Here is a 23,857-nt window from a genome sequence, read left to right on the forward strand (position 1 = left end):
GGTTTTCAGTCTAGATGCGATTCAACAATAGCGCATAGTGCGCCCGAAACTCCCATTGGCGGCGCAACGCGCCGGGTGTTCCCTCTATGTAAAGCCATTAATGTGGCGGGCGCAAGTTAGGGTGCGGTGGGGCAACGCGCCGGGTTCACCCTGCGGGCTGGTGCCCGTGGCGTGGGCTGTGTCTACTGCCCGCTGTCGGTTTCAACCAGCCGGTATTCGCGGCCGTATACTTTGCGCGGCTCAATGCGCACCCACTGCATCTTATTGCCGTCGCTAAAATGACGCAACCCTAGAGTGTGCACCACATCCGGGGTCATTTCGTTGGGCAGCCAGTGCGCCACCCCTTGGACGATGACGGTGCGTATGCCTTCCGGCAGGGGCTCGTCGATTTCGAATGCTACGCGGCGGCTGACCACCACGGAGGAGAGTTTGTCGCCGCGGGTGGTGCGCAGGTAGATTTCGTCGCCGGTGACCCCGTAGAAGGCCGGTAGTACGTCTACGAACTGGCCGTCGGTGATAACGAGACGCCCGAGCGTGTTTTCCCGTATTGTTTCCCAGCAGGATTCGGTGCTCATCATCTGGTTGTGCTCTTGTATGCTCATTCTTTTAGTGTAGGGGGTGCGCCGGGCGGGGCATAAAAAGGCTCTTTATTCCAATAAAGCGTTAAAAACACCGCTTTATTGGAATAAAGAGCCTTTTTAGCATGGGGCGGGTGGGGTTAGCTGTTTTCGTCTGCGAAGTGCAGGAAGCTTTTTTCGATGAGTTCCCGGACAGCGACCAGCAGGGTGTCGCGCGGATGCTCGTTCTCGGTGCCGAAGGCGGCGCGCGCATCCGGTGTGTAGTCTTCCCAGCTCAGGAGCATGGCGAGCGCCCCCAGAATCTGCCCGATACTCAGCTCGCCGTCGCATGCGGAGACGAATCCGGCGGTTTCGGTTGAGAGCAGGATTGTGCGGCACAGCCCGGATCCGGCGCGCAGCAGGATCACGTTCGGATGCTCGGCGCCGGGGCGGCTGTGGCGTTCTTCGGTCACGTCTTCGGCGACGACGAGGTGGGCTTCGGTGAGCGCCTGATCGGTCAGGGTGGTGAGGCGGTCGAAGCGTGCCACGGCCTCGGTGATGCTTTGCGCGATGGGCTGGGCTATGGGGTAGGTGATGTCTTCGAACCGGTTCAGGGGTGCGGTTTCGGTGGTGTGTGCCGGGCGGCGGAGCCAGAGCATCCCAAACCCAATAGAATGAACGTTCCGGTTTTTAAAGTCGTCGAGATAGGCTCGGTAGGTGCTCTCGTAGTGGTCGCGGTCGCGGTTTTCGCTCGCGTCTTTGAGCCAGGTTTCCGCATAGGATTCGGGGGTGAGCACTTCGCGCTGAATTACCCACGCCTCGCTCGGGGTGCCGGTGGCTGATTCGGCGAACCAGGTGCGCAGGCGAGCATCCCAGGGCTGCGCCTCGCCGGTATTGTCGCGGTAAATTTCCCAGTTGCCGAGCATCTGGGCGCGCCCGCCGGGCACCAGCACCTCGGGGATACGCCGAATAAGCGTGCTGACAATATCATCACCGGGCAGCCCGCCGTCACGGTACGTAAACTGGTCGTCGCTGCTTTCGTTCGCGCGGCGCGGGGTAATGACGAACGGCGGGTTTGAGACCACAAGGTCGAACTGCTCCCCCGCTACGGGTTCCAGCAAAGAGCCTTGTCGAAGGCTGACGCGTGCTTCAAGGTTCTGCGGGTCGAGTTTCAGAGCGGGGGCATTCAACAGCAGGTTAAACCGGGCGAAGGCGAGGGCGCGCGGCGAAATATCGGTGGCCGTCACGTGGTCTGCGTGGGCGAGCAGGTGGAAGGTCTGAATACCGCACCCGGTCCCCACATCGAGGGCACGCGCCACGGGGGTGCGCTCGGTAATCTGCGCCAGGGTTAGGGATGCCTGCCCGATACCCAGCACGTGGTCCTTGCGCAGCACCCCGGGTCGCTGATGCGCCCCCAAATCGGAGGCCACCCACAGCTCGGTGCCGTCATCAGCCGAATGCGGTCGCAGGTCAAACACGGCGCGGTAATGCGGTTCTTCGCCGGGGTTCTCTGGGGTGCGGGCATTGTCTGACTCCGCCGGCTCCACGAGGTGTGCCGCGATCAGGTCGTTCAGCGCGGGTTCGCCGCCGAGCGCATCGGCAAGTTCCGCGCGGGGTAGGGTGCGTGCGAACAGGAAAAACCCGATTATGCGCGCCAGGCGGCGGTCAGGGTCGGTGGTGTGTGCATCATCAAGGATGTTCTGTACCCGCCAGGTGCCGGGCACAACCTGGTCGCGCGCCATTGCCTCAAAGGCGCGCTCCCCCAGCAGTTCACGCACCCCGTCATAGCTGTAGTTAAGCTTTTCAAGGGCGCCCCGGATGCGTTCAAGCCGGGCGGTATCGTCGCTTATAGGGGTATCGGGGATGCGGGAGTACAGTTCATCAGCCATGCTCCCCATTCTATAAAATGCTGCGGGCGCGGATGGAGCGCCCTTCTCTTGGGTTTCTTGTAGTTGCCCCAGGGCTGGTGTGTCTGGGTCGGGTTTCTTGTGTGGGCGGATTATGTGACGCGCCGTGACGGGGTTTTTGTGCTCAGCTTGTGGATATTTCCGTTTAAACCGCTATTATCCACAGGCTAGGGTACGCCGGGAAGCGAACCTTAGGCCATAATGCTTTTATAAACAGCATGGAAAAGCATGAAATACTATCTAATAAAATAAAAAATATAAAAACTGGTCTTAGCGGAGGGCCTGACCCCCAGCTTTCTCACGGTGGGCAGCGCGGCGGCGATACGGTTCGGCTCGCCCAGGGGCAGTACATGAGCGCCCCCGAGTGGGCTGAGCTGAACCGATAAGCATTTGGCGCGTATTATTGCGCACGCCCGCGTGCTGCGTGACCCCGTCTTTAGTCACCGCAGCGCGGCCATTATTCACGGTATACAGACGCTGAACATCCCCGATAAACTCCAGGTACTAGGAAGCGGCGGGGCAACCAACAGTGGCCTGCAGTACCGGCAGGATGAGCCCAGCCACCGCGCCACCATACTGACCGGACCCGGCGGTTTGCGGGTGGTTGACCCCGTGACAGCGACCATTGGGAGCGTGCGCGATACGGATTTCGCGGAGGCCATGGTGATTGCCGAAAGCACCCTGCGTTCCTTCCCCGAGCTCACGCATGCTGAGCTGCACGATAGCCTCATGGCGGTGCGCAGAAGCCGGGGGTCTAAGAATGCGCACCGTGTGGCGGCCGCTATGAGTCCCTTATCCGCTTCACCCGCCGAGACGCTGGCACGGGTGGCGCTTCTGAACCTCGGGCTGGAGCCGGTGCAGCAGTACCAGATTTCTACCCCGTTGCAGACGTTCCGGGTGGGTGCGGCACTCGTTGAGCACGGTGTGGTGGTTGAGGTTGCTGGCGCACCGGGGCACGCCCCGCCGCAGGATGTTTCACCGCAAGATACCCCGGCCCAGAAAGCCCGCGAAGAGGCGATTCGTGGCGAAGGCTGGGATTTTGTGTGTCTCACGTGGGCGGATGTGCGTTATCGCCCCGATGCGGTGGAACGTAAGCTCCACCGCAAAGGCGTTATCTAGCCATCCTTTACTACCCAGCCGTGCCCTGCCGGGGCAGGCCGGGGCTCACACAGGCAGGGCGTTCAACCGTTCAGCCGCGTTACGCCTTCACCGTCAGTGCGGGTTTGATGTCCTTCACAATGGATTCGAGCATCCGCAGGTTGAAGTCCACGCCCAGCTGGTTCGGCACGGTCAGCAGCACGGTGTCTGCCGCCTGAACAGCCGCGTCACGCGCTAGTTCTTCGGCGATTAGGTCGGGGTCACCAATGTAGCTGCGCCCAAACCGGGAGAAGGTGTTGTCGATAATACCGGTGTAATCCTGCGAATCTTCCTCCGCGCGGCGGCCAAAATAACGCGCCGACTCGGCATCAATAATGGGGATCACCGAACGCGAGACCGACACACGCGGCACACGGGTATGCCCCGCTTTGACCCACGCCTCGCGGTAGAGGCGAATCTGTTCGGCCTGCTGCTGGTCGAAGGGCATGCCTTTATCTTCGAGCATCAGCGTTGAAGACATGAGGTTCAGGCCCTGCTGCGCGGTCCATACGGCGGTGTTGTCGGTCCCCGCACCCCACCAGATGCGTTCACTCAGGCCGGGCGACTGCGGCTGCACGGGGGCGTACTTGCCCTGTACTCGCGCAGAGGGTGCCATGCCTTCACCTTGAATTGCTTTCATGAAGAGGTCGAGGTGACGGCGTGCCATCGCACTCTCATCTTCACCTTCGGCGGGGTAATAGCCGAAGCTCTCGAAACCGCGGATAACGGATTCGGGCGAGCCGCGTGAGACACCCAGCTGCAGGCGCCCGGCGGAAATCAGGTCGGACATCGCGGCGAGTTCGGCCATACACAGCGGGTTTTCGTAGCGCATATCGATCACGCCGGTGCCAAGCTCAATGCGGCTGGTTTTAGCGGCGATCGCCGACAGAAGCGGGTACGGGGTGGCCTGCTGCTGGTCAAAATGGTGCACGCGGAAGAACGCACCGTCCAGGCCGATCTCTTCGGCACCTACCGCCAAGTCGATAGCCTGGTGCAGCGAGTCGGAGGCGCTGTTCACGCGCGAGCCGGGAATTTCGGCCCAGTGCCCAAAGGAGAGGAAGCCGAGCTTCTTGCTGGTGCCGGGCGCCGGTTGGAGGTGTTCGAGGGTGGGAGTTGTTTTGTGAGCGTTCATTGTTCGCTGCCTTCCGTGTGTTCCGTGTGCTGTTATCACAGGATCTCTAATTCTCGGTTATGCCCACCTACCCTAAACCCAATTACTTTACAAGTCAAGTATTTATGAAGGTTTGTGTCCACAGTAAAAATATTCCGCGAAATATTCATCACACTACTTATTTTTATACAACTTTGCGCGGTTGATTTTCAAGGGTTTGCGCATAAATATTGAAATAAAAATAAATGTCTAGTTGAATGTCACCAAATAGTAGTTCTGCACCTTCGTATGGCAGAATGACGGGTGAATACTCAGACGCCCACCGAAGAGCACGCGCCTATTAACACTATCGACGTCGCGTATAGATATGCGCCAGCAATAATGTGTTGAGTTTTCACACCCTTCATATCACTCACGCTCATATTCAAGGACACATGCCATGACCCGGGGATTTTCTCGCAGAAATCTTGTTAAAGGGGCCGCTTGGGCCGCCCCCGCGGTGGTAGCTTCCACCGCGATCCCAGCGTACTCCGCCTCCATCATGGACCTCGCTCCCTGTCTGCATTTTGACCTCGAACCCGGTGAAGATTCCGCCTACGGTCTGCGCCAGTACATGCACGAAGTCGCCCCAGAACGCACCCCGCGCGAGCGCGCAGTTGAAGACATCACCATCCCCGACGGTGTCTCGTACATGCGGTTCTACATTGAAGGCGGCCAAGGCGGCGGGGTTGATATGGACGACTACTCCGGCGGCTCAGGCGGCTACGGCGCGGAGGTAAGCGGAGTTATCGCAGTCACCCCCGGGCAGAAGTACCGTTTCTACTTGGCGGCTGGCGGTATCGGCCACTACTATGAGCCCGCCGACGGCGGTGACGGCTACACCCGCGGCGGCTCATCGGCGCTCATGCCGGAGTACGTGTACGAAGACTCCGACAAGGAGCGCATGACCAGCGCGGACTACAACCGCCTGATCATCTACTCAGGCTCGGGCGGCGGCTCATCGGCGCTGGTGCTGCTTGATGGTGACGCGGAAACCCTTATTGCCGTTGCCGGCGGAGGCGGCGGAGGCGGGGCACGCGGCATTATCGCCACTTCCCGCACGAACCTGCCCGATGGGGCGAAAATGCCCACCTGGCGGCAGTTCGACCCCGATGTTCCCAAGTGGGCTCCGCGCTACAGCCCGCCCTACCTGGGTAACGGCGGCGACGGCGGTGAATCGAAGGCCAGCAAACCCAGCAAAAACGCTGAAGAGGTATACGCCCAGTACGGCGCCGGCCGAATTATTGCCCCCTCAGGAGCTACCGCAGGCAGGAACATCGGCCGAGGCGCACGTGGCGGCAACAACCCCACGTTCAGGAGTGCCCGCGGGCTCTCGTTCACAAGCACACCGCAGTCGCAGATCCGCTCACGTGGTGTTGCCGGGGCTGCTGGTGGCACTGGCGACTTCGGGCATGGCGGCGACGGTGTGGCCGCCTACGGGTATGTCACGAATATTGCCGCTACCCTGCCGGAAAACGCGCAAACCTACGACTATAACGTGGCGGCGTACATTGTCTCCGGTGGCGGTGGCGGCGGCTATGGCGGCGGCGGTTCGGGTGCGGCCGTGGTGGTTGGTGCACAAACCACCGACCAGCTTGCGAATAACTCCAAACCGCAAACGTACACGGTGAGCGCCGGCGCTGTCTCTGGTGCTGGCGGCGCGGGCGGCAACTATGTGAACAGCAACGTGCTTGACGCACATGTTGAGATGGTTGGGTACAGCCGAGGCAAGAACCGTGAAGAGTTCACGGACGGTACGGCACAGTACTCGTTCTGCCCGTCACGCAACAACCAGATCGACCATGACGGGAAAATGTATCCCTGGCCTTAACCAAGGTGCACAAGCGATCAGCACACAGACTTATCTGGGCCCCATACGCTAATTGTGGGTATAGCGTGTGTGGCCCAGATAATTTTTATCCCCATATAGGTTTAGTGATGGTTTTCTCTTTGGCGTGAATGGGTTCAAGGGGCGGATTCGAGCGCCAACGAATAGGGGCATCTTTTACTATTCACTTGAGTTTTAGAAACTATTCAATACTGCTTCTGCTGTGGAATAATAAACTGGTCTCTTCAAGGCGTTTCTTACGTGACCGACTTATCATACGGGCACGAATATTTTTGCATTCCGCTGCGTGGCAGGCCTCATAACCTGCTACATATACTGTGCTCAGCGTGATGTGCGCCTTGGGCGGGACGCTCACTCACATTCACTCAAACACAAGGAAAATTTCATACGATGACCCAAGAGATTTCACGCCGAAAACTCGTGGCTGGTACCGCCTGGGCGGCACCTGCGGTGTTAGCCTCCGTCACCACTCCCGCGTTAGCAGCCTCAAATGCTGATGATGGTCCGTGCCTTGACAGCATCGAGTCCTATGCCATTCACAAGCGAGACAGACGTAAGGTCTCCGCCGATTGGCAGAGCCCCAATAAATACTATGAGGAAGTTACCGTCCCAGCATATGCGCGGTATTTAAGGTTCGTCATTGCTGGAGGTTCAGGTGGTACGGCTCATACTGGCCAGTGGTGGAGCAATTCGTACCGTCCTCCGTGGTGGAGTCCCGGCCCTGAAGATTTCAGCGACTATAGCGGCGGGAAAGGCGGGGGTGGCTCCATCGTTGAGGGAATTGTCAAGGTAAAACCCGGTCAGATTATTAAGCTTCATGCAGGTGTTGGTGGGATTGCTTACTATGATAAGCCAGCTATTGGCGGTGAAGGGTACAGTAACGGTGGCGACTCAAGTGTGCTGCCCGAGTCAGTCATCGCACCCGAAGATCGGGAAAAGATGAATAACCCAGTGTATAACCACGTTGTTATTTACTCTGGGTCAGGGGGAGGGTCTTCAGCTCTTCTATTGTCAGACCCCGCTGATCCTTCTAAGGAGAGCCTGATAGCTGTTGCAGGCGGAGGAGGAGGCTCAGGGGCACGTGGCATGGCTTCACTTCCCTACAACCCGCAGGACGAAGATTATGCTGATACTTCCAGGTATAAGAAGCCTGCTGTGTGGGCCACCGATGATGGTAAACGCCGAAGCTACAACAGGCAAAACACAAAACCTCCCCTTGCCGCTGATGGGGGTTATACATCAAATGTTAATAAAGCTGTTGATGGAGAGGATGGGATGGAAGTTTATGAGCTAAACCCTTCCGCTACAGTAACGGTACACAGCGGAAAAACTGCTGAAAGTAACAATACATCGGGTGGAGCAGGTGCCCCAGTGGGTGAATTAGTAAGCGCACGAGGGCTGGCCTTCTCATCAACACCAGATATGCATATTCGCACTAGTAACGTTCCAGGTGTGCAAGGTGAAGGTGGAGAAAAAGGGCGCGGCGCTGATGGGGTAGCCGCCTATGGGTATGCGTTTAGTACAACGGATCACGCCACATCCCAACGTAATGTGTCTGGTTATATAGTCTCAGGTGGCGGTGGCGGTGGCTACAGCGGCGGTGGCTCAGGAGGAGCAATCGTTGTGGGCGCACAAACCTTCGACCCAGACCAGCATCAGTACTATGATGTGAGCGCTGGTGCTACCGCTGGCGGTGGTGGCGGCGGCGGTAATTATGTTGCCAGCGATGTCATTGACGTTTCAATATACACAGAGTCCTCAAGAACAAACCGGGGGTGGCGCACCGATGGATATATTGAGTACTCTTTCTGCCCTTCAGATTCTGAAATTATTTGGGGCGAGGAAGTCCTCACATAAGATGCAGAAGTTGCGTTAAGTGCCGAAGCGCTACAGCTCACCAAATACTGTTCCACATTGCACTCTGCTCGTTTCAACATTCAAGAACGGATCATTGTTATGGTAGAAAATTCGAAGATTTCACGCCGGAGAGTCGTGGTTGGTACCGCCTGGGCGGCACCTGCAGTGTTAGCTTCCACAGCAGTACCCGCCTATGCGGCATCATCGACACGTCTCATCTGCCCTAAAAGCAGTAGGATTACCGCCGCAGAAACAAACTATCACGAGATTGTTGTACCTGATGGGGCAGCCAGTCTGTACTTCGAACTTGTTGGAGGCGCAGGCGGGTACCTGGAATCGTATGCTATCGGCGGACATGGAGCAAAGGTCTCGGGGGCTCTTGAGGTGACCCCCGGTCAGATCTTTAAAATTTATTTGGGTTCCTCCGGCGAGGCTTTCGGTACCCGACCGGCAGAAGGGGGCGCTGGATACGGTAAAGGCGGTTCTTCTAAGCTTTCTCCCTCATCGGTTATACCTGCCGAAGAACAGAAGATCCTGTCAGACCTTAAAGCAGACAACGTAGTGATATACGGCGGATCAGGCGGCGGGTCATCAGCAATTGTGAGGGTTGATCCTGCTGATCCTGCACAAGAAACAGTTCTTGTTGTTGCTGGCGGCGGCGGAGGCGCCGGTCTCCGAGGTACCGCAGATGATTCCAGAAATACATCTGATCATAAGAGGGATGCCTCATGGGAGAATTACGGTTCCCCCTACATGGGGATGGGAGGAGACTCAATTCATCCACTACACTACGGTGGAGATGGTTGGTCCGTTGATGGAAACTTTTACGGCTACCGTAATTACTACGGATTCTACGAGGGGAAACAACTATTCGTACATGGAGGCAAAAGAGGATACGGTGGAATAGGGGGTAAAGGCTCAGAACCCGCCGAACTCCCCACTATTGACCCGTTTGTTTTCAAGAGCGTCGAACAGACACCTGTCACCATCCGCACCATGAGCACCACCGGGGGCATTGGAGGCGACGGTCTGCGTGCTCACGGAGCGGACGGCGTGGCAGCGTATGGGTATGCCTACAGCACCCATAAGTTTTATGGTGATGACGCTAATGCTTCAGAATATGTGCATGCCGTCTCTGGGTATGCGGTTTCACCCGGTGGTGGAGCTGGCTGGGGCGGTGGCAGTTCAGGTGGTGTTCTCGCACTTGGAATGCAAAAGTATGATGAGCACAGCGGCGAAGTGTACGCCATTGGCATGGGGGTCACGATGGGTGGCGGCGGTGGCGGCGATTCTTATATTTCTCCAGACATAGGCGGAACCTATTTTACAGCATCTACTGATCTTGAGCCGGGGTACCTGGAATATGGTTTCTGTTTCCCCGCCTAGGCCTAATGATGAACTTATGTCATAAAACCAGGTTATAGGCCTCTCTGCGCACCCCTAGCTGCGGCTTCCAGCCGCACACACGTGAAGCTCTCAATCCTACCCGTATTTCATGCCCAGCCAATGGCATGAAAATACGGGTATACACCAATGACGTGTTTTATGCCGTCAGTACCGGTGCTCACGCTGCCGGTGGACGATGTTGGCTAGTGTTTTTGCAGCTGATTGCATGATTGGAACAGCCTATATTTATGCATTTAGCGGTGGCGCGGTCAATAGTGGAGCGGCCCATGTTCTCCACACCATCTCACGGCAGGAGCATCACACCTAGCAACAGATGCACAGCAGCAATAATGCAGCTGCGTACCTGGGGTTCACCCACCCCTTGATTCCCCTGAAATACAGCAGACTATAGAGCTTCTGGTAAAGCTTTATATAAACCTATAGTTGGAGCAACGGACTTTCTCGTTTGAATGTTTAACTTTCAAACGAGAGGGTTCGTTTTTTGTCTTTTCATGGCTCCCAAGACACTATTTTTAAGGTGTTTTCCATCACAAAAAACCTGTTTTTTATGCGATGCGCATCATAAAATAGCCACCTGTCACCGGTTTACTACACCGGTAAAACATTAAAACGTATCAAGGGATGGAATAAGTACAACCAAAAAGTAGAGTATATGCAACCTGGATAGGTTGTTTATCATATTTTCAAGAAAAAATCTACCCAATCGTCAATATTTACTTGAGTTTTATGAGTCCTGCGGGCACACTGAGGGGAGGTGCCTTCTCAGGTGCCGTAGTACTCGCTCAGCTTTCAACTGTCATCAGTAGGTATTGATTTCCCGCACGCAGTATTCACCCTCTTGTGGCTACCACGCGCCCAATACCCACGCAGTGACACGTTCACACTCGAACTACTACACTCAAGGACATGCAGACCATGACCAGGAATATTTCCCGCAGGTCGCTCGTGGCAGGCGCCGCTTGGGCCGCCCCCGCAGTGCTGACATCTACAGCTATACCCGCGTATGCATCTTCAGTTAACCCCTGCCAAAACCTCAATGACTTCGAAGCACGCCAGACAGTTGCCGCAGGTCGTGCAAATAATACAAAGGGCTACGAAGAAATAACTGTCCCCGAAGGTGCCACCTACATGTGGTTTAAGCTCCAGGGCGGCTACGGCGGCGGCGTCGACCATGCTAACCGCAACGTCGGTGATGGCGGCGCAGGCGCAGATATTGAAGGAACCATTAAGGTCACCCCCGGACAGACCGTGAAGTTCCATGTGGGCGCTGGCGGCCTTGGCCTCTACGACAAGCCTTCCGCAGGTGGTGAAGGCTATGGGAACGGCGGTAGCTCCAACACTCTTCTTGAATCCGGTGTAGAAGTATCTGACCTGGATGAAATGCAGAGCCCCACCTACAACCACATTGTGGTGTACTCGGGCTCAGGCGGTGGCGCAAGCGCCGTGCTTATTAGCGATAAGGGATCTTCGGAAGAAAAACTGCTTGCCGTTGCTGGTGGCGGTGGCGGCGGTGGCACCCGCGCCATGACCCAGGCAGCACGTGAGACTCTGAACGGCACCAAGTTGGCTGGCTGGAAGACTGACGGTGGTTTCCCGGTACTCAGTAATGGCGGCGATGCGAGCGACTTCCCGCAGGCTGGCAGTAACGGTACCGAGGTGTACAGCGAATACCCCTCCGCAATAGTAACTGTACGCGGCGGTAACCCCGGCAGCGGCGCAAACGGCGGCGCAGGCGGCAGCAAAGCCACCTACAGCACCGCTAAGGACCTTTCCTTCTCCAGCACCACCGAGTCAAATATCCGCACCAGCACCGTAGCAGGTGTTGCGGGCGGTTCAGGCGCGAAAGCTAATGGTGCCGACGGTGTGGTGGCATACTCCTACTCAATCAGCACCAAAGAAACCGACCAGCCCGACGGCGGAAGCCCTTACAAGTTCAACGTGACCGCATACGCTGTTTCTGGCGGCGGCGGTGGCGGCTACGGCGGCGGCGGTTCAGGCGCAGCAGCAGCTATTGGCGCACAGACTATTAACGTGCTGGGAGATGGGAAGACCGTAAGCGATGCCTACTCAGTGAGTGCAGGTGTGGTCGCCGGTGGCGGTGGCGGTGGCGGCAGCTTTGTCGCGGCGGACGTCATCAACCCCACCTTCCAGCGCTCAAGCGGGCAGGGCACGGTTCGCGGCGAGTCCCGTGACGGTATTGGCCAGTACGCATTCTGCGTCTCCAAGTAGCGGCTGAGCTGGCCCCCATATCGGCCGGTTAGCCTAAAAATATATAAGCGTGTCGCACGGCGACGCGGGCACCCGGGATTATTTTAGGGTTTATCTCTTGGGTGTTCGCGGTGCCGTGCGGCTTATTTATTGCTCCTCCCCGCCACCTTGAGTGGATAAAAATGCATTCTAAGACCAGTGGCTTAATTTTCTCTTAAACACCCCAAAAAGTCTTTATAAAGCTAGACTTTACGGTTTAGTAAGCCAATATCACACCGCACCATAAATGCATATATATTCTTAAATATCGGGCTTATGTGGCATACTTATGAAGGAGCGCCGGTCGCATTGCTGCGGCAGTACGGCAGACTCAAGTATTCACTCAGCTACAGTAGTCTAGCCCCATTGCGCCTCTCCCCCATTACGTGGGAGAGGCGCATAAGCGCCGGGTGCTCTCAGCTCAAGCACAAGACCAACCCAAGGACTACATCACACATGACACGGGGTATCTCACGCAGAAAACTCGTCGCCGGTGCGGCGTGGGCGGCACCAGCCGTCCTCACCTCCACCGTCGTATCTGCCTCTGTCACGATAGCACCGCTGTCCATGACATCGCGTACGCATTGTGAAGCCTCATCAGCCCTAACCTGGCGGTGCAGCGCATTGTTCCTTGGGGATCATTGTGCACGGTAAACACTCACAACAATTTCAAACACAAGGATATTTTCTATGAGACGAGGCATTTCTCGCCGAGATCTGGTGACCGGAACCGCATGGGCTGCGCCGCTTGTGCTGAGCACCGCCGTTATTCCGGCATACGCATCATCATCCGCCGACGACGGCCCCTGCCTAGACCCCGATAAAAGCTACAGTATTTTCGCCAAGGATGTGCGCACCGCCGCGCAAAACCGTGCAGCCGGTGAAAAAGGCTACGAAGAAATTGTGGTTCCCGACTACGCCTCGTATATGCGCTTCGATTTAAGCGGCGGCGCGGGCGGTAGCCTGGAGGCGCGGTACTCGGAAGCCACAGGATATAACAGAACCGGCGGAACCGCAGGCGGTGGTGCTTATATTCAAGGAACCGTCAAGGTAACACCCGGGCAGCGCATCAAATTCTATGTGGGTGCCAGCGGCGTCGGATATTATGACCGCCCCGCCAAAGGCGGCGAAGGGTACGGTAACGGCGGTTCGTCTGCGGCACTACCCACCGCGCTGGGGTCAGATGTACAGGGCAAGCTGAACAGCCACAGCAATAAGGTTACGGTCTATTCGGGCTCCGGCGGTGGTTCTTCGGCAATCGTCATGGTCGATGCGAAAACTTCCCAAGAAACCGTACTCGCCGTTGCCGGAGGCGGCGGAGGCGCAGGCGCACGCGGGCTCACACACGTCCTTTCTTACGGGGGAACCTGGATAACAGACGACCCAACTTCTTATGACAACTTTAATCTGCATATTGGTCAGGGAGGTTCTGCTGGCGATGACTACGTGCCCGAAGGGTTGGGGCGCTCGGGAAGAGAACGTTACTACCGGCACTACGACGCCGAGATTCTGATTCCATCCGGGTCGAATGGCAGCAACACGGCTGGCGGCTCCGGCGGCGCCCTCGCCACTATTACGGGAGATAAAGAGCTGACCTTTTCCTCAACCTCACGAACAGAGATTCATACCGGAAATACCGCAGGCAAATCCGGGGGCTCTGGGCCCACCGGCAACGGGGCTGACGGCGTTGTTGCCTACGGGTATGCGCTCAATACTGCAGGCAACACAAGCGATGACCGCAATGGTATCGGATACATTGTTTCCGGAGGCGGTGGCGCGGGCTACGGTGGAGGCGGATCCGGTTCGGCGGTGGCTGCCGCATCCGAAAATCCCGTGTATATGTATGATGATGCCGCATTCGTGGGCGTTGCCTCGGGAGGAGGAGGCGGCGGCGGAAACTTTGTGTCTCCCGATGTACTCAACCCCTATATTACCGCTGAAGGCGGGGCAGAATGGCGGGGAGAAATCAGGGACGGCACAATTACGTATTCTTTCTGCCCATCAGATCCGAATAAGCAGCCCGACCCACCTTCCCCCGAAAGCCCAGAATACTGGGCATAGCTAGCGCGGAACTCGTAGCCTCAAGGCACCTGCACCACTGTGGGGCGCTCGCATCCTGTTCCGATGCGAGCGCCCCATAGGTGCATTCTGCCTCAATATTTTGGACGGGCCGTTAACCGTTGTTTTACCTAAGATTGCAGGTCTGCGGCTGTATAGTGGGTGGATGCGTATTTGGTCCGCCCACCCGTCCCTTCTTGACCGTCGCGCCCTGATCGCGTGCTGGCGTGAGAGCTTGCTTGCGCAGAAAGTGCTGCGCGGGCTCACCCGAGGGTACACGAATCACCCGCAGCTCATTCGATTTCGTGCGCATTCGCAGCCGGTGGAGGCTATTGGGGCTTATCTGCACGGGCTCGCCGATGAGGCGCAGCTGCGCGGGTACTCCTTCAACCGTTCGCTAATCGCCGCTGAGCGGGGTAAGATTCTGGAGTCTATTCCCGTGACCGAGGGCCAGCTTGCCTACGAGCTGAGCTTTCTGGCGCACAAAGTTGCCGGGCGAGATGCCGATTGGGAGCCTATTCTTACCGAGCGTCTCGCGAAATTCGCCCAGGCCGGTAAGCCCGCAGTGCACCCCGTGTTCGAGGTAGTCCCAGGCAAAATAGAAGACTGGGAGAAGACCAAGGAGTTCTAGTCGGAGCGCTTTATGCCGAGGCAGGAACCTCTAGCAGCGGCACCCACAGTTCCATCGTGTAATCTGCCGCCTGCATATCGCCGCGACCGTACACCTCCAGGCCGCCTAACGGGCGGTACTGCGGATGCGCCGGGAAGAACTCACGCTCAAAGCTCTCAAAACCTGCCGGAATAGACCGCGAAATCGGCCCGGTAATCTCAACCACCGCGTAGGTGCTTGCGGGAAGGTCCAGCAGACCCAGCCCAAGTTTATGCGCCGAGGCACGGTCATCAACCAAAATACCGGCCGTGTAGCGCACGAAACCGTCGGTACTGGGCTGAGTGCACACGCCAATGTACTGGGTGACCGCCAGAATATCGAGCATCGCCGGGGATGCCTTCTGATTCAGCTCATCCCACAGCGGCGTGAAATCATCCCCCAGCTTATACACCTGGGATACTCCCGCAACCAGCAAAGAACCGTGTTTCTCAATGCGCGCGGGTGAAACCGTCACGGGCGCCTGCACGGAATCACTCATGAGATACCAGCGTGGGCGCTCTGGCGGTCAGCCGCGCATTCGGGCACGCAGCGGCGTTTCGCATCATCGGTGGCGCATTCGGGGCACAGGAGCACAAGCTCGCGGCAGCTCTCATTCGAGCAGTTCTCGAACTTATTGGACGGTGCCGAGCAGCGCTCGCACTGGCCGATCGTGACGGTATCCGGGGTGAACTCCATGTGCATGCGCTTATCGAACACGTAGAGCGAGCCCTCCCACAGGGACTTATCGCCGTACTTTTCGCCGTAGCGCACAATACCGCCGTCAATCTGGTAGATCTCTTTAAATCCGCGGTTCTTCATGAGGGCGGAGAGGATTTCGCATCGAATACCACCGGTGCAGTAGGTGACGACGGGTTTATCCTTCAGATCGTCATACTTACCGGACTCGATCTCACGAATAAAGTCGTGGGTGGTGCGAACATCGGGCACCACAGCGTTCTTGAACTTACCGATTTTAGCCTCGAATGCGTTGCGTCCGTCGAAGAAGACGACTTCATCACCGCGTTCTTCCACGAGCTTGTTCACCTCTTCGGGTTTGAGGTGCACACCACCGCCGACCACGCCGTTTTCGTCTACTTTGAGCTCGTCGGGAGCGCCGAACGCCACGATTTCATCGCGCGCTTTGACCGACAGACGGGGAAAATCTTCGGCACCGCCCTCAGACCATTTGAATTCCATGTTCTTGAAGCCGGGGTACTGGCGGGTCTCTTTGGTGTACGCCTTAACCGCGCTGATTTCGCCGCCGAGCGTGCCGTTAATGCCGTGTTTGGAAACGAGGATGCGCCCGCGCAAACCGAGCTTCTCGCACAGGGCACGCTGCCAGAGCATGACCGCCACGGGGTCGGTTATGGGGGCAAACTGGTAATACAAGATAATTCGATTCTGAGCCACCCTCCTATTTTACGCTTTCTAGGTACATCGTGTATGCCGTGACGGCGGTGCTCGTCCCGTAACGTGGCCGATAATCCCTGTTCTCCTGCGAGATGCGCCCGCGATGATGGGGTGCATGTGGTTTCTTCACCATGAGGTATGTCTCGTCGTTTTTCTGCCCCCTTGCACCGGCTGATTTCGCCATTTTCTGGTAGCGAATACCTTCCTGCTGGGGCGAGTGGAACATACCGAGCGCCCTGCGATTGCCAACGCCGGTTTACCGTACCCGAGGTTTTACAATGGTGTGATGCGCCCCGAACCTTCCTGCGACTCCCTGGCTGATGAGCACCCCGGATTCTCCCCTGCCTCGCGCCCCGACGAGAACCTTCGCGAGCAGCTGAGCAGGCTTGTGCCCAAACTTCCCGGTGACGGTTCGCTGCCCCCGCAAATCACTCATGTGCACCGCATTCCCGCACGTGAAGGGCAGTATTCGCCGTGGCCGCACTGGCTGCACCCGCGCGTGATTGAGGCTTTCGAGTCGCTGGGCGTGCACAAACCATACACCCACCAGGTGCAGGCGGCACAGGCAGCGCATTGTGCATTCGATGCTGCACTCGCCGAAGACGCGCACCGGCTCTCCTTCGGGCGAGCATCCGGGCAGGGGCGCGATGGGTCGGGCACAACGGCGCGGCATGTGATTGTGGCGACCGGTACCGCATCCGGAAAATCGCTGAGCTACCTCATGCCCACATTCGACGCCCTCTACCGCGGGGCGCGCCGTGAACCGCTCAGCGCCACGGCCACTAATGCAGGTTCCACAGGTTTTCATCAGAGAGCGAACGTTCTATATATTTCACCGGCGCGGGCACTCTCAGCCGACCAGCTCAACGCCATCACCGCCTATCATCTTCCCGGGCTCAACGCCGCCACCTATGACGGCGACACCCCGGCGCAGGAGCGGCGGTGGGTGCGCGAACACGCTAATTTTGTGCTCACCACCCCGGATATGCTCAACTACGGAATTCTGGGCAACCACCGGCAATGGGCGAACTTCCTGCGCGGGCTGCGCTATGTGGTGCTTGACGAAGTGCACAGCTACCGCGGCGTGTTCGGCGCGCATATCGCCAATCTGCTGCGCCGCCTACGCCGAGTCTGCGCGCTCTACCGCGTAAATCCGGTGTTTTACGGGGCATCCGCCACGAGCGCGAACCCTGCCGAGTCTTTCGCCAAGCTCATTGGAGTGCCCGAGGGGAGCATTGACGCGATTACCGCATCGACCGCACCCCGCGGAGAATCCACCGTCATCCTATGGGAACCGGAGTTCCTGCCCGATACGCAGGTGACCGATAAACTCGCCGCCGGTGCGAGCGCCTTCGACACCCGTTCCGAGACGGAAAAGCAGGCACCACAGCGCATCTCCGCTATCGAACAGGGCGCGCAGATGCTCACCGACCTGGTACTCTCACGCACCCGCACGCTCGCCTTCACCCGGTCGAGGCGCGGTGCCGAGCTGATCTCTCAGCGAGCACAGCGCTACCTTGATGAGACCGAGGCGGGGCTGGCGCATCGGGTGGCGGCGTACCGTTCGGGGTATATGCCCGAGGAACGCCGTGAGCTTGAGCATCGGCTGCGCACCGGCGAACTGCTCGGGCTGGCAAGTACCTCTGCACTTGAGCTGGGTATCGATATTTCCGGGCTGGATGCGGTACTCGTAGCGGGCTGGCCCGGAACCCGCGCATCCTTTATTCAGCGGATTGGGCGCGCCGGTCGCGGTGGTCAGGATGCGCTCGCCGTGCTTATCGCCGGGGACGATCCGTTGGATACGTACCTGGTGCATCATCCGCAGGCGATTTTCGGGCAGAGCGTGGAAGCTACCGTTTTCGACCCAACGAACCCTTACGTGCTTTCGCCGCATTTGTGCGCTGCCGCGGCGGAATCTCCGCTACGTGCCGAGGAGCTTTCCCTGTTCGGCGAGCATACTGAGGCTCTGCTTAACCGGCTGGTGCAGCAGAATTATCTGCGCCGCCGGGCGGACGGCTGGTATTGGACGCACGCGGAGTCGGCGACGAATCTGGTGGATCTGCGTGCCACCGGCGGTGGTCCCTACCAGTTGATTGATGCCGAGGATGGTTCGCTGATTGGCACGATGGATTCGGCGCAGGCAATGACTCAGGGTCACCCGGGGGCTATCTATATTCACCAGAACGCCCAGTATTTGGTGGAGTCCTTAGATGAAGCGGCACGCGTTATCCTGCTCTCGCGAGTGTACCCCGACTATTACACGCGGGCGATTGAGGCGACCGAGGTGAAGATTCTGCAGGAAAAGGCGGGTGTGCGGTACGAGTTCGACGGCGCCCAGCCCGGTACTGCTGGTCTGACGCTGCATCGCGGGCGGGTTCAGGTGACCGATCAGGTTATGGGCTTTCAACGGTTCTCGGTGTACGGCAGTGAGTATCTGGGCGATGAGCCGATGGAGATGCCGCCGAGCATCCTGATGACCGAGGCTATCTGGTTTACCTTTGACCCGAGCTACCTGTTTGCCGCCGGCGTAGCTGAGCCGGATGCACCCGGCACCCTGCACGCCGCAGAACACGCCGCCATCGGCTTATTACCGCTGATTGCGACCTGCGACCGCTGGGATTTAGGCGGACTCTCCACCCTGTACCACGCCGATACGGAACGCCCCACCATCTTCGTGTACGATGCAGCACCCGGAGGAGCAGGCTTTACCCAGCGCGGGTTTGAGGCGGTTCGCACCTGGCTGGGCGCAACCCTGGACGCCATTAATTCCTGCGGATGCGAAAGCGGCTGCCCCTCCTGCGTACAGTCCCCCAAATGCGGCAACCGCAACGAACCGCTCTCCAAGGCGGGCGCACAAAACCTGCTGCAGGCAATGCTGCACTCACTCGATGAGGCCGGGTAGCGGCACCGGCGCGGTGAGGGCAGACGTGCCCTTTACGAGGTGCCGTGCTGGGATGATGGCTCGTCTAGCGGCACCATTATTGATACAGCACCGAGGTGCCGTGAACACTTTGCGGCAGGGCCCGTTATGGCCCGCACATGGCTACTCGCCACCGGTGTCATCGGGTGCCCCCGCTCGCGCCTGGCCTTTTGCGTCGCCCAGGAAAGCGAAGGGGCCGGTAATGGGAACACTGACGCGCACATCCATCGTGTCGGGGCGGGAAGGTTCGGTGCAGGCGGCTAAGTTCGCCCCGTTTTCCTGGGCGATGCGCGCAGCATTCGCGCACGGTTCTCCTTCGCTCAGGCCCCTGAGCGTGTCGGCGGCGGCGAGAGCGCTCAGGTCAGCCGCAGTGGCGGCGCGCCGGTGGGCGGTGTAGGCGCCGGCCGCTCCGAGCGTGAGTACCGTGAGGATAAGCACCCCGGCGATAATGGTGAGGGCAAGCACGGTGCCGCTGCCTTCTTCTGTGGCACGCCCAGCCGAGGCGGTGCGGGGTGTGGGAGCATTAGCACGTAGTACAGAATGTTTATTCTTCATGGTGTGCGGCTTCCTCAGTATCTTGCAGCCCCTCGGATCCTTCGACGCTGGCGGTTGCCTGCGCGCGGAGCGTCCAGCCGGTGGTTGCGCCGATAACCCCGGGGGCTTTCCGTTCGGCGCTCACACGCACAGTGTTCCCTTCGCGGGCAATGCTCACGGCGGCATCCCGGTCCGTTTGGGAGACGGCCGTATGGATGCTGGCTTCGGCGTCTCCCCGGGCGGCGGCGCGTGCGGCAACCCGCGCAGCATCCTCTAGCCGAACCTGCGCCGCCCCTGTTGCGACGGCACATAAACAAAGGGCCAGTACAAGGGTTACCCCCGGCAGCACCACCGCGAATTCGGCGGTTACTGCCCCGTGCTCAGCGTCAGAGGGGTCTGCGGAACGTATTTTTGAGGGGCCAGGTGCTGAGGAGGGTTCACGCACCCGCCACGGCGAATGTATACGCATGATTATTCACTCTTTACTGATGTATTATGGCTGCCAAGGCGTGCAATTCCCACCGGGTAGAGCAGGAAATCACACACCGCCCCGGGTGCACCAGCTAAAGGAGGAACACCCGGGCGGCGGCGCATAGTTCTACCCAATGGAGAGGGCATTACGGATTACCCCCAGCAGCATTTCACGTACCTCATCTGATTTGAGGATGGCCACCAGCAGCCCCGCGAAACCGACGGCAGCGAGCATCACAATACCGTATTCCGCAGTGCTGGCGCCTTCTTCAGGGTCGCCCACCGGGGCGTGGGCGGCGGTGTTAGCCCCGGTGGCGGTGTACGCGGCGGTAATACGGTCGGTGTCAATCATCCCGGTTGGCAGCTGGGCGAACTGGGAGGCTTGGCGGCACAGGGGTGTGCACATTTCGGTGGTGCACCCGGTGTCGTGGGTCGCCAAAAATTCCTGGTTTGCCAGTGCGGTAAGGGAGGGGTATACGGCGGTCATGGTTATTTCCTTTCATGGATTTTTATTAGGTTGCGGTGTCTTACCCTGCCAAGGTAGGCAGCAGCGACACCAAAATCGGTATGATGCTCAGGCAGATAAATGCCGGTAGCGAGCACAACCCCAGCGGCAGCACGAGAGCTACGGAGAGTTTCCCCGCGGCGCGTTCGGCGGCACGGCGGTTACCGGTGCGGTGCGCATCGGCTTGGTGCCTGAGCAGGGTGGCGCTGGGTGCCCCGGAGGCGTAACCCGGTGCGAGGATGCGCCCCAACTCGCCTAAGAGCGGGTCGGTAGTGTGCGGTGCCCACGCGGTATCCCAGTCTGCCCCCAGGGTGAGGGCAGCGCATATACTGCGCAGCCGCCCGGGCGTTCCCTGAGGCTGCGATGGTGCGGCATTATCAGAGCGTTGTTTACGTTTTCGCTGAGTCGGCGGCGGGGTGCCAGGCAGCGCATCGGCTAAGGCGGTGAGTGCCTGGTGCAGCCCCAGCCCGGAGTCGAGCTGAGCGGCGAGTATTTCGAGAGCAAGAGCCGTGTCGATACGGGGCCCTGCGCTTTTCACGGCAGTCTGCCCGGTGCGTTGAGTGAGTAACGGCAGACGGGTTTTTACACTCTGCGAGTCCAGATGCGCCGTAGTGTGAGAGCGGGAAACCCTATCAGAAAATAAAGAATGCTTATTCTTTTTTGTTTCACGTTGAACATTTCTGCGGTTGATAATACGGTGTGCAATCGACAGGGCGCAGGCCGCACACAGGGCGAATAGGCTGGCGGTTATCAGCAGATCATCCATGTTTCACTCCTCTCACGGTTTTCCGGTAGTTCTTTGGTGTTTTAGAAGGTCTCGGTTTCTGCGGCGTGCACTAGGGCTGCCGTCCAGCGTCTTCCGGCAAGCGCAAGCCCAACCCCCACTAATCCGGCACACGCCCCGGCAATCGAACCGGTCAGCACACTCACCGGTGAAGTGCCCATTAACTCCCCCAGCCCCAACCCAATAAAGGGCAGCAGCGAGAGGATCCGGCCCGTGGCCCGAGGTGCGGCGAGCGCGCTTTCTCGCCCCAGCAACGCATCAATGCTTTCTTCAGCGTGCTCGGCGGCACGGCGCAGGGTGGCCGATAATGCGGACCCGGTTGCCTCACTCAAATGCAGACATACCAGCAGCTCATTAACACGCTGCACACTGTGCTGGCGGGCGGTGCCGGTGTGGGTGTGAACCCACTGTTGACAGGCTTGAGATAGAGGCAGCCCCAGTTCGGCATTGGCCCCCAGGGCGGTGAATAGAGTGGCAATGTCCTGTGTCGCCTGCCGGTATCCGCGGCGTGCAAACCAGGACAGCTGAGCGGGGGCGGCCGGTGAGTGCTCTGCGCGGTCGGAGGCGATGCGGGTGAGGGCACCGGCGATAGCTTGGGCTTGACTTAGCCCGGCATCAAGCTGAACGGCAATGGCACGCAGGGCATCAGGCCAGAGGCGAAGTTCTTCTGGGGTGGGCTGTTTAGGCAACATAGAGGTGCCTTTCCATAACAGGCTCGGATGGAGCGAGGTCTTCGGCGGTGGCAAGTTTCAGGTGAGGGGTAGTGTCTGCACCGGCAGGTGAAGGAACACCGACTGGGGTGTATTGCGGAAGTTCAAACTCTGAAAGTTGTATTTTGGGTACCATGTGGGAGGGTACGGGTCGGACGGTAAGCTCTTCACGCTCAAGCGCGAGCTCGTAGATCCCCTCCACCCGGCGGGTGGGCCCGTCTTTCTGCAGATGGATAATACGGTCGAATGCGGTGGCCGCGTGAAGAGCAACAGTGCGGGCGTCCAGCCCGGCAAGCGCCCCAAGGGCGGCTAGTCGCATAGGTACGGCACGCGCCGAGTTGGCGTGCAGGCTGGTACCTGCACCAGTGTGCCCGGTGTTCATGGCGGTGAGCAGGTGCGTGATTTCTGCCCCGCGGCACTCCCCCACAATAAGACGGTCTGGGGCCATGCGCAGCGCCTGAACAATCAGCTCCCCCAGGTTGATTTCTCCGGTTCCTTCAGTGTTTGCGGCGCGGGTCATCATAGCCACCACGTGCGGGTGGGAGGGTGCTAATTCGGGGGTGTCTTCGAGGGTGAGAAGCCGCTCATTAGCCGGGCAGAGGGCAAGCATCGCGTTGAGCAGGGTGGTTTTTCCGGTTCCAGTGCCGCCGCTAATGATGAAGCTTTTCTTCTCGGCAATAATGCTCCGCAGTTCTGCGGCTGTGCCAGCGTCGAACATACCCGTTTTCTCCAGGTCTTCCAGGGTTTGCCTGCGAGAAGCCGCCACACGCACCGACAGATGGGTGCGGGGCACCAGTGGAGGTATAACGGCGTGGATGCGCCGCCCGTGGGTATCCTGCACATCGGCGGCCGGATGGGCCGCATCGAGCCTGCCGCCGGATGCGCGGATAAGCCGCTGGGCGAGGGAACGCACCCGCGCCTCGTTGCCGAGAGTGAGTGCCGTTGGCTGGGTTTGCCCGGCGGCCTGCACCCAAATGTCGGCGGGGCCGTTAACGTATATATCGCTCAGGTGGGGTATGCCGGTCAGGTTTTCGAGTGCCCCCATGCCGTGCAGCTCGTGGTGCAGGTAGCGCAGGGCGGTGTCGTGCAGGGTGCTGCTGGGGGTATCGTCCGGGTTTTCGGGGTGGGCTGACGGCGCTGGTTCCTGCGCTGTCTCGGAAGAAGCGGGGTGTTCCGTTGCGAGCGTCACGGTGGCGCTAATGCTTTCTTCCCGCTCGTCAATGGCGGTCTGCAGCGCGTTTTCGCAGGCTTCACGTCCGTATTCTGAGGATTCGCCCAGTAGGATACGCATTGCCCGCAGGGCTATCTCTCGGGCGGTGGGGTTTTCGGCGGTGCCTATGATGGCGGGCATGTTGCGGGATTCTGCCGCTGGCTTTTCGGGGTTTTGGGTGGTGGGCTGGGCGGCTGTAATGGTTCCGGTGGGTGCGGCCGCACTGGGGTTGCTGGTGGCTGAGCTTACCAGAAGCGGGGCTAGGGGCGATAGGTCATTACCTGTGTGGACACCTACCACACCTGGTGCGGCAGGGGCGGCGAAGCTGTGAGGGCGGGGTGTGAGTGCCGCCGCGGGGTGACCGGCGTGGGTAGCGGCCCGGGCCGGTGCCGGGGTGTTACTCGGTGCTGTTATGGGGTGCGCGGTGTTCATGGCACTATTTCACCGGGTTTTGCGCGTACGCGGGGCGGGGCTCTGCGATATTGTGGATAACTT

The 23,857-nt window shown here is 59.0% G+C and carries 21 protein-coding genes; 9 read left to right on the forward strand and 12 right to left on the reverse strand.

Annotated elements, in window-relative coordinates; all coding sequences use genetic code 11:
• Positions 1-182: 182 nt before the first annotated feature.
• The gene (locus tag D8M23_RS06660; protein ID WP_023133706.1) at positions 183-602 is read right to left on the reverse strand and encodes a pyridoxamine 5'-phosphate oxidase family protein; all 420 of its coding nucleotides are present in this window, start codon (positions 600-602) and stop codon (positions 183-185) included.
• A gap of 116 nt (positions 603-718) precedes the next feature.
• Complete coding sequence (locus D8M23_RS06665) at positions 719-2,446, reverse strand: DUF7059 domain-containing protein (RefSeq protein ID WP_126854164.1); 1,728 nt, start codon at positions 2,444-2,446, stop codon at positions 719-721.
• Between the two features lie 236 nt (positions 2,447-2,682).
• Between D8M23_RS06665 and D8M23_RS11710 the strand changes: the two genes are divergently transcribed.
• Positions 2,683-2,850, forward strand: a complete 168-nt coding sequence (locus tag D8M23_RS11710; RefSeq protein WP_153274073.1) for a hypothetical protein — start codon at positions 2,683-2,685, stop codon at positions 2,848-2,850.
• Between the two features lie 4 nt (positions 2,851-2,854).
• On the forward strand, positions 2,855-3,583 hold the full coding sequence (locus D8M23_RS06670) for a hypothetical protein (protein ID WP_126854165.1): 729 nt from the start codon (positions 2,855-2,857) through the stop codon (positions 3,581-3,583).
• Positions 3,584-3,662: 79 nt separating this feature from the next.
• Here the strand turns inward: D8M23_RS06670 and D8M23_RS06675 are convergent, their stop codons facing one another.
• A complete protein-coding gene (locus D8M23_RS06675; RefSeq protein ID WP_126854166.1) occupies positions 3,663-4,733 on the reverse strand; it encodes an LLM class flavin-dependent oxidoreductase in 1,071 nt (356 codons plus the stop codon).
• A gap of 418 nt (positions 4,734-5,151) precedes the next feature.
• Between D8M23_RS06675 and D8M23_RS06680 the strand changes: the two genes are divergently transcribed.
• The 6 genes from D8M23_RS06680 to D8M23_RS06705 all read left to right on the forward strand — a co-directional run bounded on the left by D8M23_RS06680 (position 5,152) and on the right by D8M23_RS06705 (position 14,800).
• Positions 5,152-6,582, forward strand: a complete 1,431-nt coding sequence (locus D8M23_RS06680) for a hypothetical protein (RefSeq protein ID WP_126854167.1) — start codon at positions 5,152-5,154, stop codon at positions 6,580-6,582.
• A gap of 408 nt (positions 6,583-6,990) precedes the next feature.
• Positions 6,991-8,457: a hypothetical protein gene (locus D8M23_RS06685; RefSeq protein ID WP_126854168.1), complete on the forward strand. Its 1,467-nt coding sequence runs from the start codon at positions 6,991-6,993 to the stop codon at positions 8,455-8,457.
• Between the two features lie 99 nt (positions 8,458-8,556).
• Positions 8,557-9,843 carry a glycine-rich protein gene (locus tag D8M23_RS06690; RefSeq protein ID WP_126854169.1) on the forward strand — a complete coding sequence of 429 codons (1,287 nt, stop codon included), beginning with the start codon at positions 8,557-8,559 and terminating at the stop codon, positions 9,841-9,843.
• Between the two features lie 927 nt (positions 9,844-10,770).
• Positions 10,771-12,093 (forward strand): hypothetical protein, encoded by a 1,323-nt coding sequence (locus D8M23_RS06695; RefSeq protein ID WP_126854170.1) that lies wholly within the window; start codon positions 10,771-10,773, stop codon positions 12,091-12,093.
• Positions 12,094-12,801: 708 nt separating this feature from the next.
• Complete coding sequence (locus D8M23_RS06700; RefSeq protein WP_232018606.1) at positions 12,802-14,172, forward strand: glycine-rich protein; 1,371 nt, start codon at positions 12,802-12,804, stop codon at positions 14,170-14,172.
• 163 nt (positions 14,173-14,335) lie between these two features.
• Positions 14,336-14,800 carry a pyrimidine dimer DNA glycosylase/endonuclease V gene (locus D8M23_RS06705; RefSeq protein WP_126854171.1) on the forward strand — a complete coding sequence of 155 codons (465 nt, stop codon included), beginning with the start codon at positions 14,336-14,338 and terminating at the stop codon, positions 14,798-14,800.
• A gap of 10 nt (positions 14,801-14,810) precedes the next feature.
• Here the strand turns inward: D8M23_RS06705 and D8M23_RS06710 are convergent, their stop codons facing one another.
• The 3 genes from D8M23_RS06710 to D8M23_RS06720 are packed head-to-tail and all read right to left on the reverse strand — an operon-like array spanning position 14,811 to position 16,454.
• Positions 14,811-15,317: a GyrI-like domain-containing protein gene (locus D8M23_RS06710; protein WP_126854172.1), complete on the reverse strand. Its 507-nt coding sequence runs from the start codon at positions 15,315-15,317 to the stop codon at positions 14,811-14,813.
• Positions 15,314-16,228: an oxygen-dependent tRNA uridine(34) hydroxylase TrhO gene (trhO, locus tag D8M23_RS06715; protein WP_126854173.1), complete on the reverse strand. Its 915-nt coding sequence runs from the start codon at positions 16,226-16,228 to the stop codon at positions 15,314-15,316. The genes D8M23_RS06710 and trhO overlap by 4 nt, the downstream gene beginning before the upstream one ends.
• A gap of 4 nt (positions 16,229-16,232) precedes the next feature.
• Entirely contained in the window at positions 16,233-16,454 is a 222-nt protein-coding gene (locus D8M23_RS06720; protein WP_126854174.1) for a hypothetical protein, read from the reverse strand.
• 60 nt (positions 16,455-16,514) lie between these two features.
• Here D8M23_RS06720 and D8M23_RS06725 point away from each other — a divergent pair, with 60 nt between their 5' ends.
• Positions 16,515-19,130, forward strand: coding sequence for a DEAD/DEAH box helicase (locus D8M23_RS06725; RefSeq protein WP_238693795.1), 2,616 nt, complete (start codon positions 16,515-16,517; stop codon positions 19,128-19,130).
• 141 nt (positions 19,131-19,271) lie between these two features.
• On the opposite strand, the gene D8M23_RS06730 is transcribed toward D8M23_RS06725, so the two are convergent.
• From D8M23_RS06730 to D8M23_RS06755, 6 genes are all read right to left on the reverse strand, one after another.
• Entirely contained in the window at positions 19,272-19,703 is a 432-nt protein-coding gene (locus D8M23_RS06730; RefSeq protein WP_094758689.1) for an Rv3654c family TadE-like protein, read from the reverse strand.
• Complete coding sequence (locus D8M23_RS06735) at positions 19,693-20,151, reverse strand: TadE family type IV pilus minor pilin (RefSeq protein ID WP_238693796.1); 459 nt, start codon at positions 20,149-20,151, stop codon at positions 19,693-19,695. The genes D8M23_RS06730 and D8M23_RS06735 overlap by 11 nt, the downstream gene beginning before the upstream one ends.
• A gap of 129 nt (positions 20,152-20,280) precedes the next feature.
• Entirely contained in the window at positions 20,281-20,640 is a 360-nt protein-coding gene (locus tag D8M23_RS12140; protein WP_006888047.1) for a DUF4244 domain-containing protein, read from the reverse strand.
• Between the two features lie 40 nt (positions 20,641-20,680).
• Positions 20,681-21,424 carry a hypothetical protein gene (locus D8M23_RS06745; RefSeq protein WP_126854175.1) on the reverse strand — a complete coding sequence of 248 codons (744 nt, stop codon included), beginning with the start codon at positions 21,422-21,424 and terminating at the stop codon, positions 20,681-20,683.
• 41 nt (positions 21,425-21,465) lie between these two features.
• Positions 21,466-22,134: a type II secretion system F family protein gene (locus D8M23_RS06750; RefSeq protein WP_006888264.1), complete on the reverse strand. Its 669-nt coding sequence runs from the start codon at positions 22,132-22,134 to the stop codon at positions 21,466-21,468.
• Positions 22,124-23,794 carry an ATPase, T2SS/T4P/T4SS family gene (locus D8M23_RS06755; RefSeq protein ID WP_126854176.1) on the reverse strand — a complete coding sequence of 557 codons (1,671 nt, stop codon included), beginning with the start codon at positions 23,792-23,794 and terminating at the stop codon, positions 22,124-22,126. Before D8M23_RS06755 ends, D8M23_RS06750 begins: the two co-directional genes overlap by 11 nt.
• Positions 23,795-23,857: the final 63 nt, after the last annotated feature.

The organism is Rothia sp. HSID18067 (genome assembly GCF_003989445.1).
Lineage (GTDB): Bacteria > Actinomycetota > Actinomycetes > Actinomycetales > Micrococcaceae > Rothia > Rothia aeria.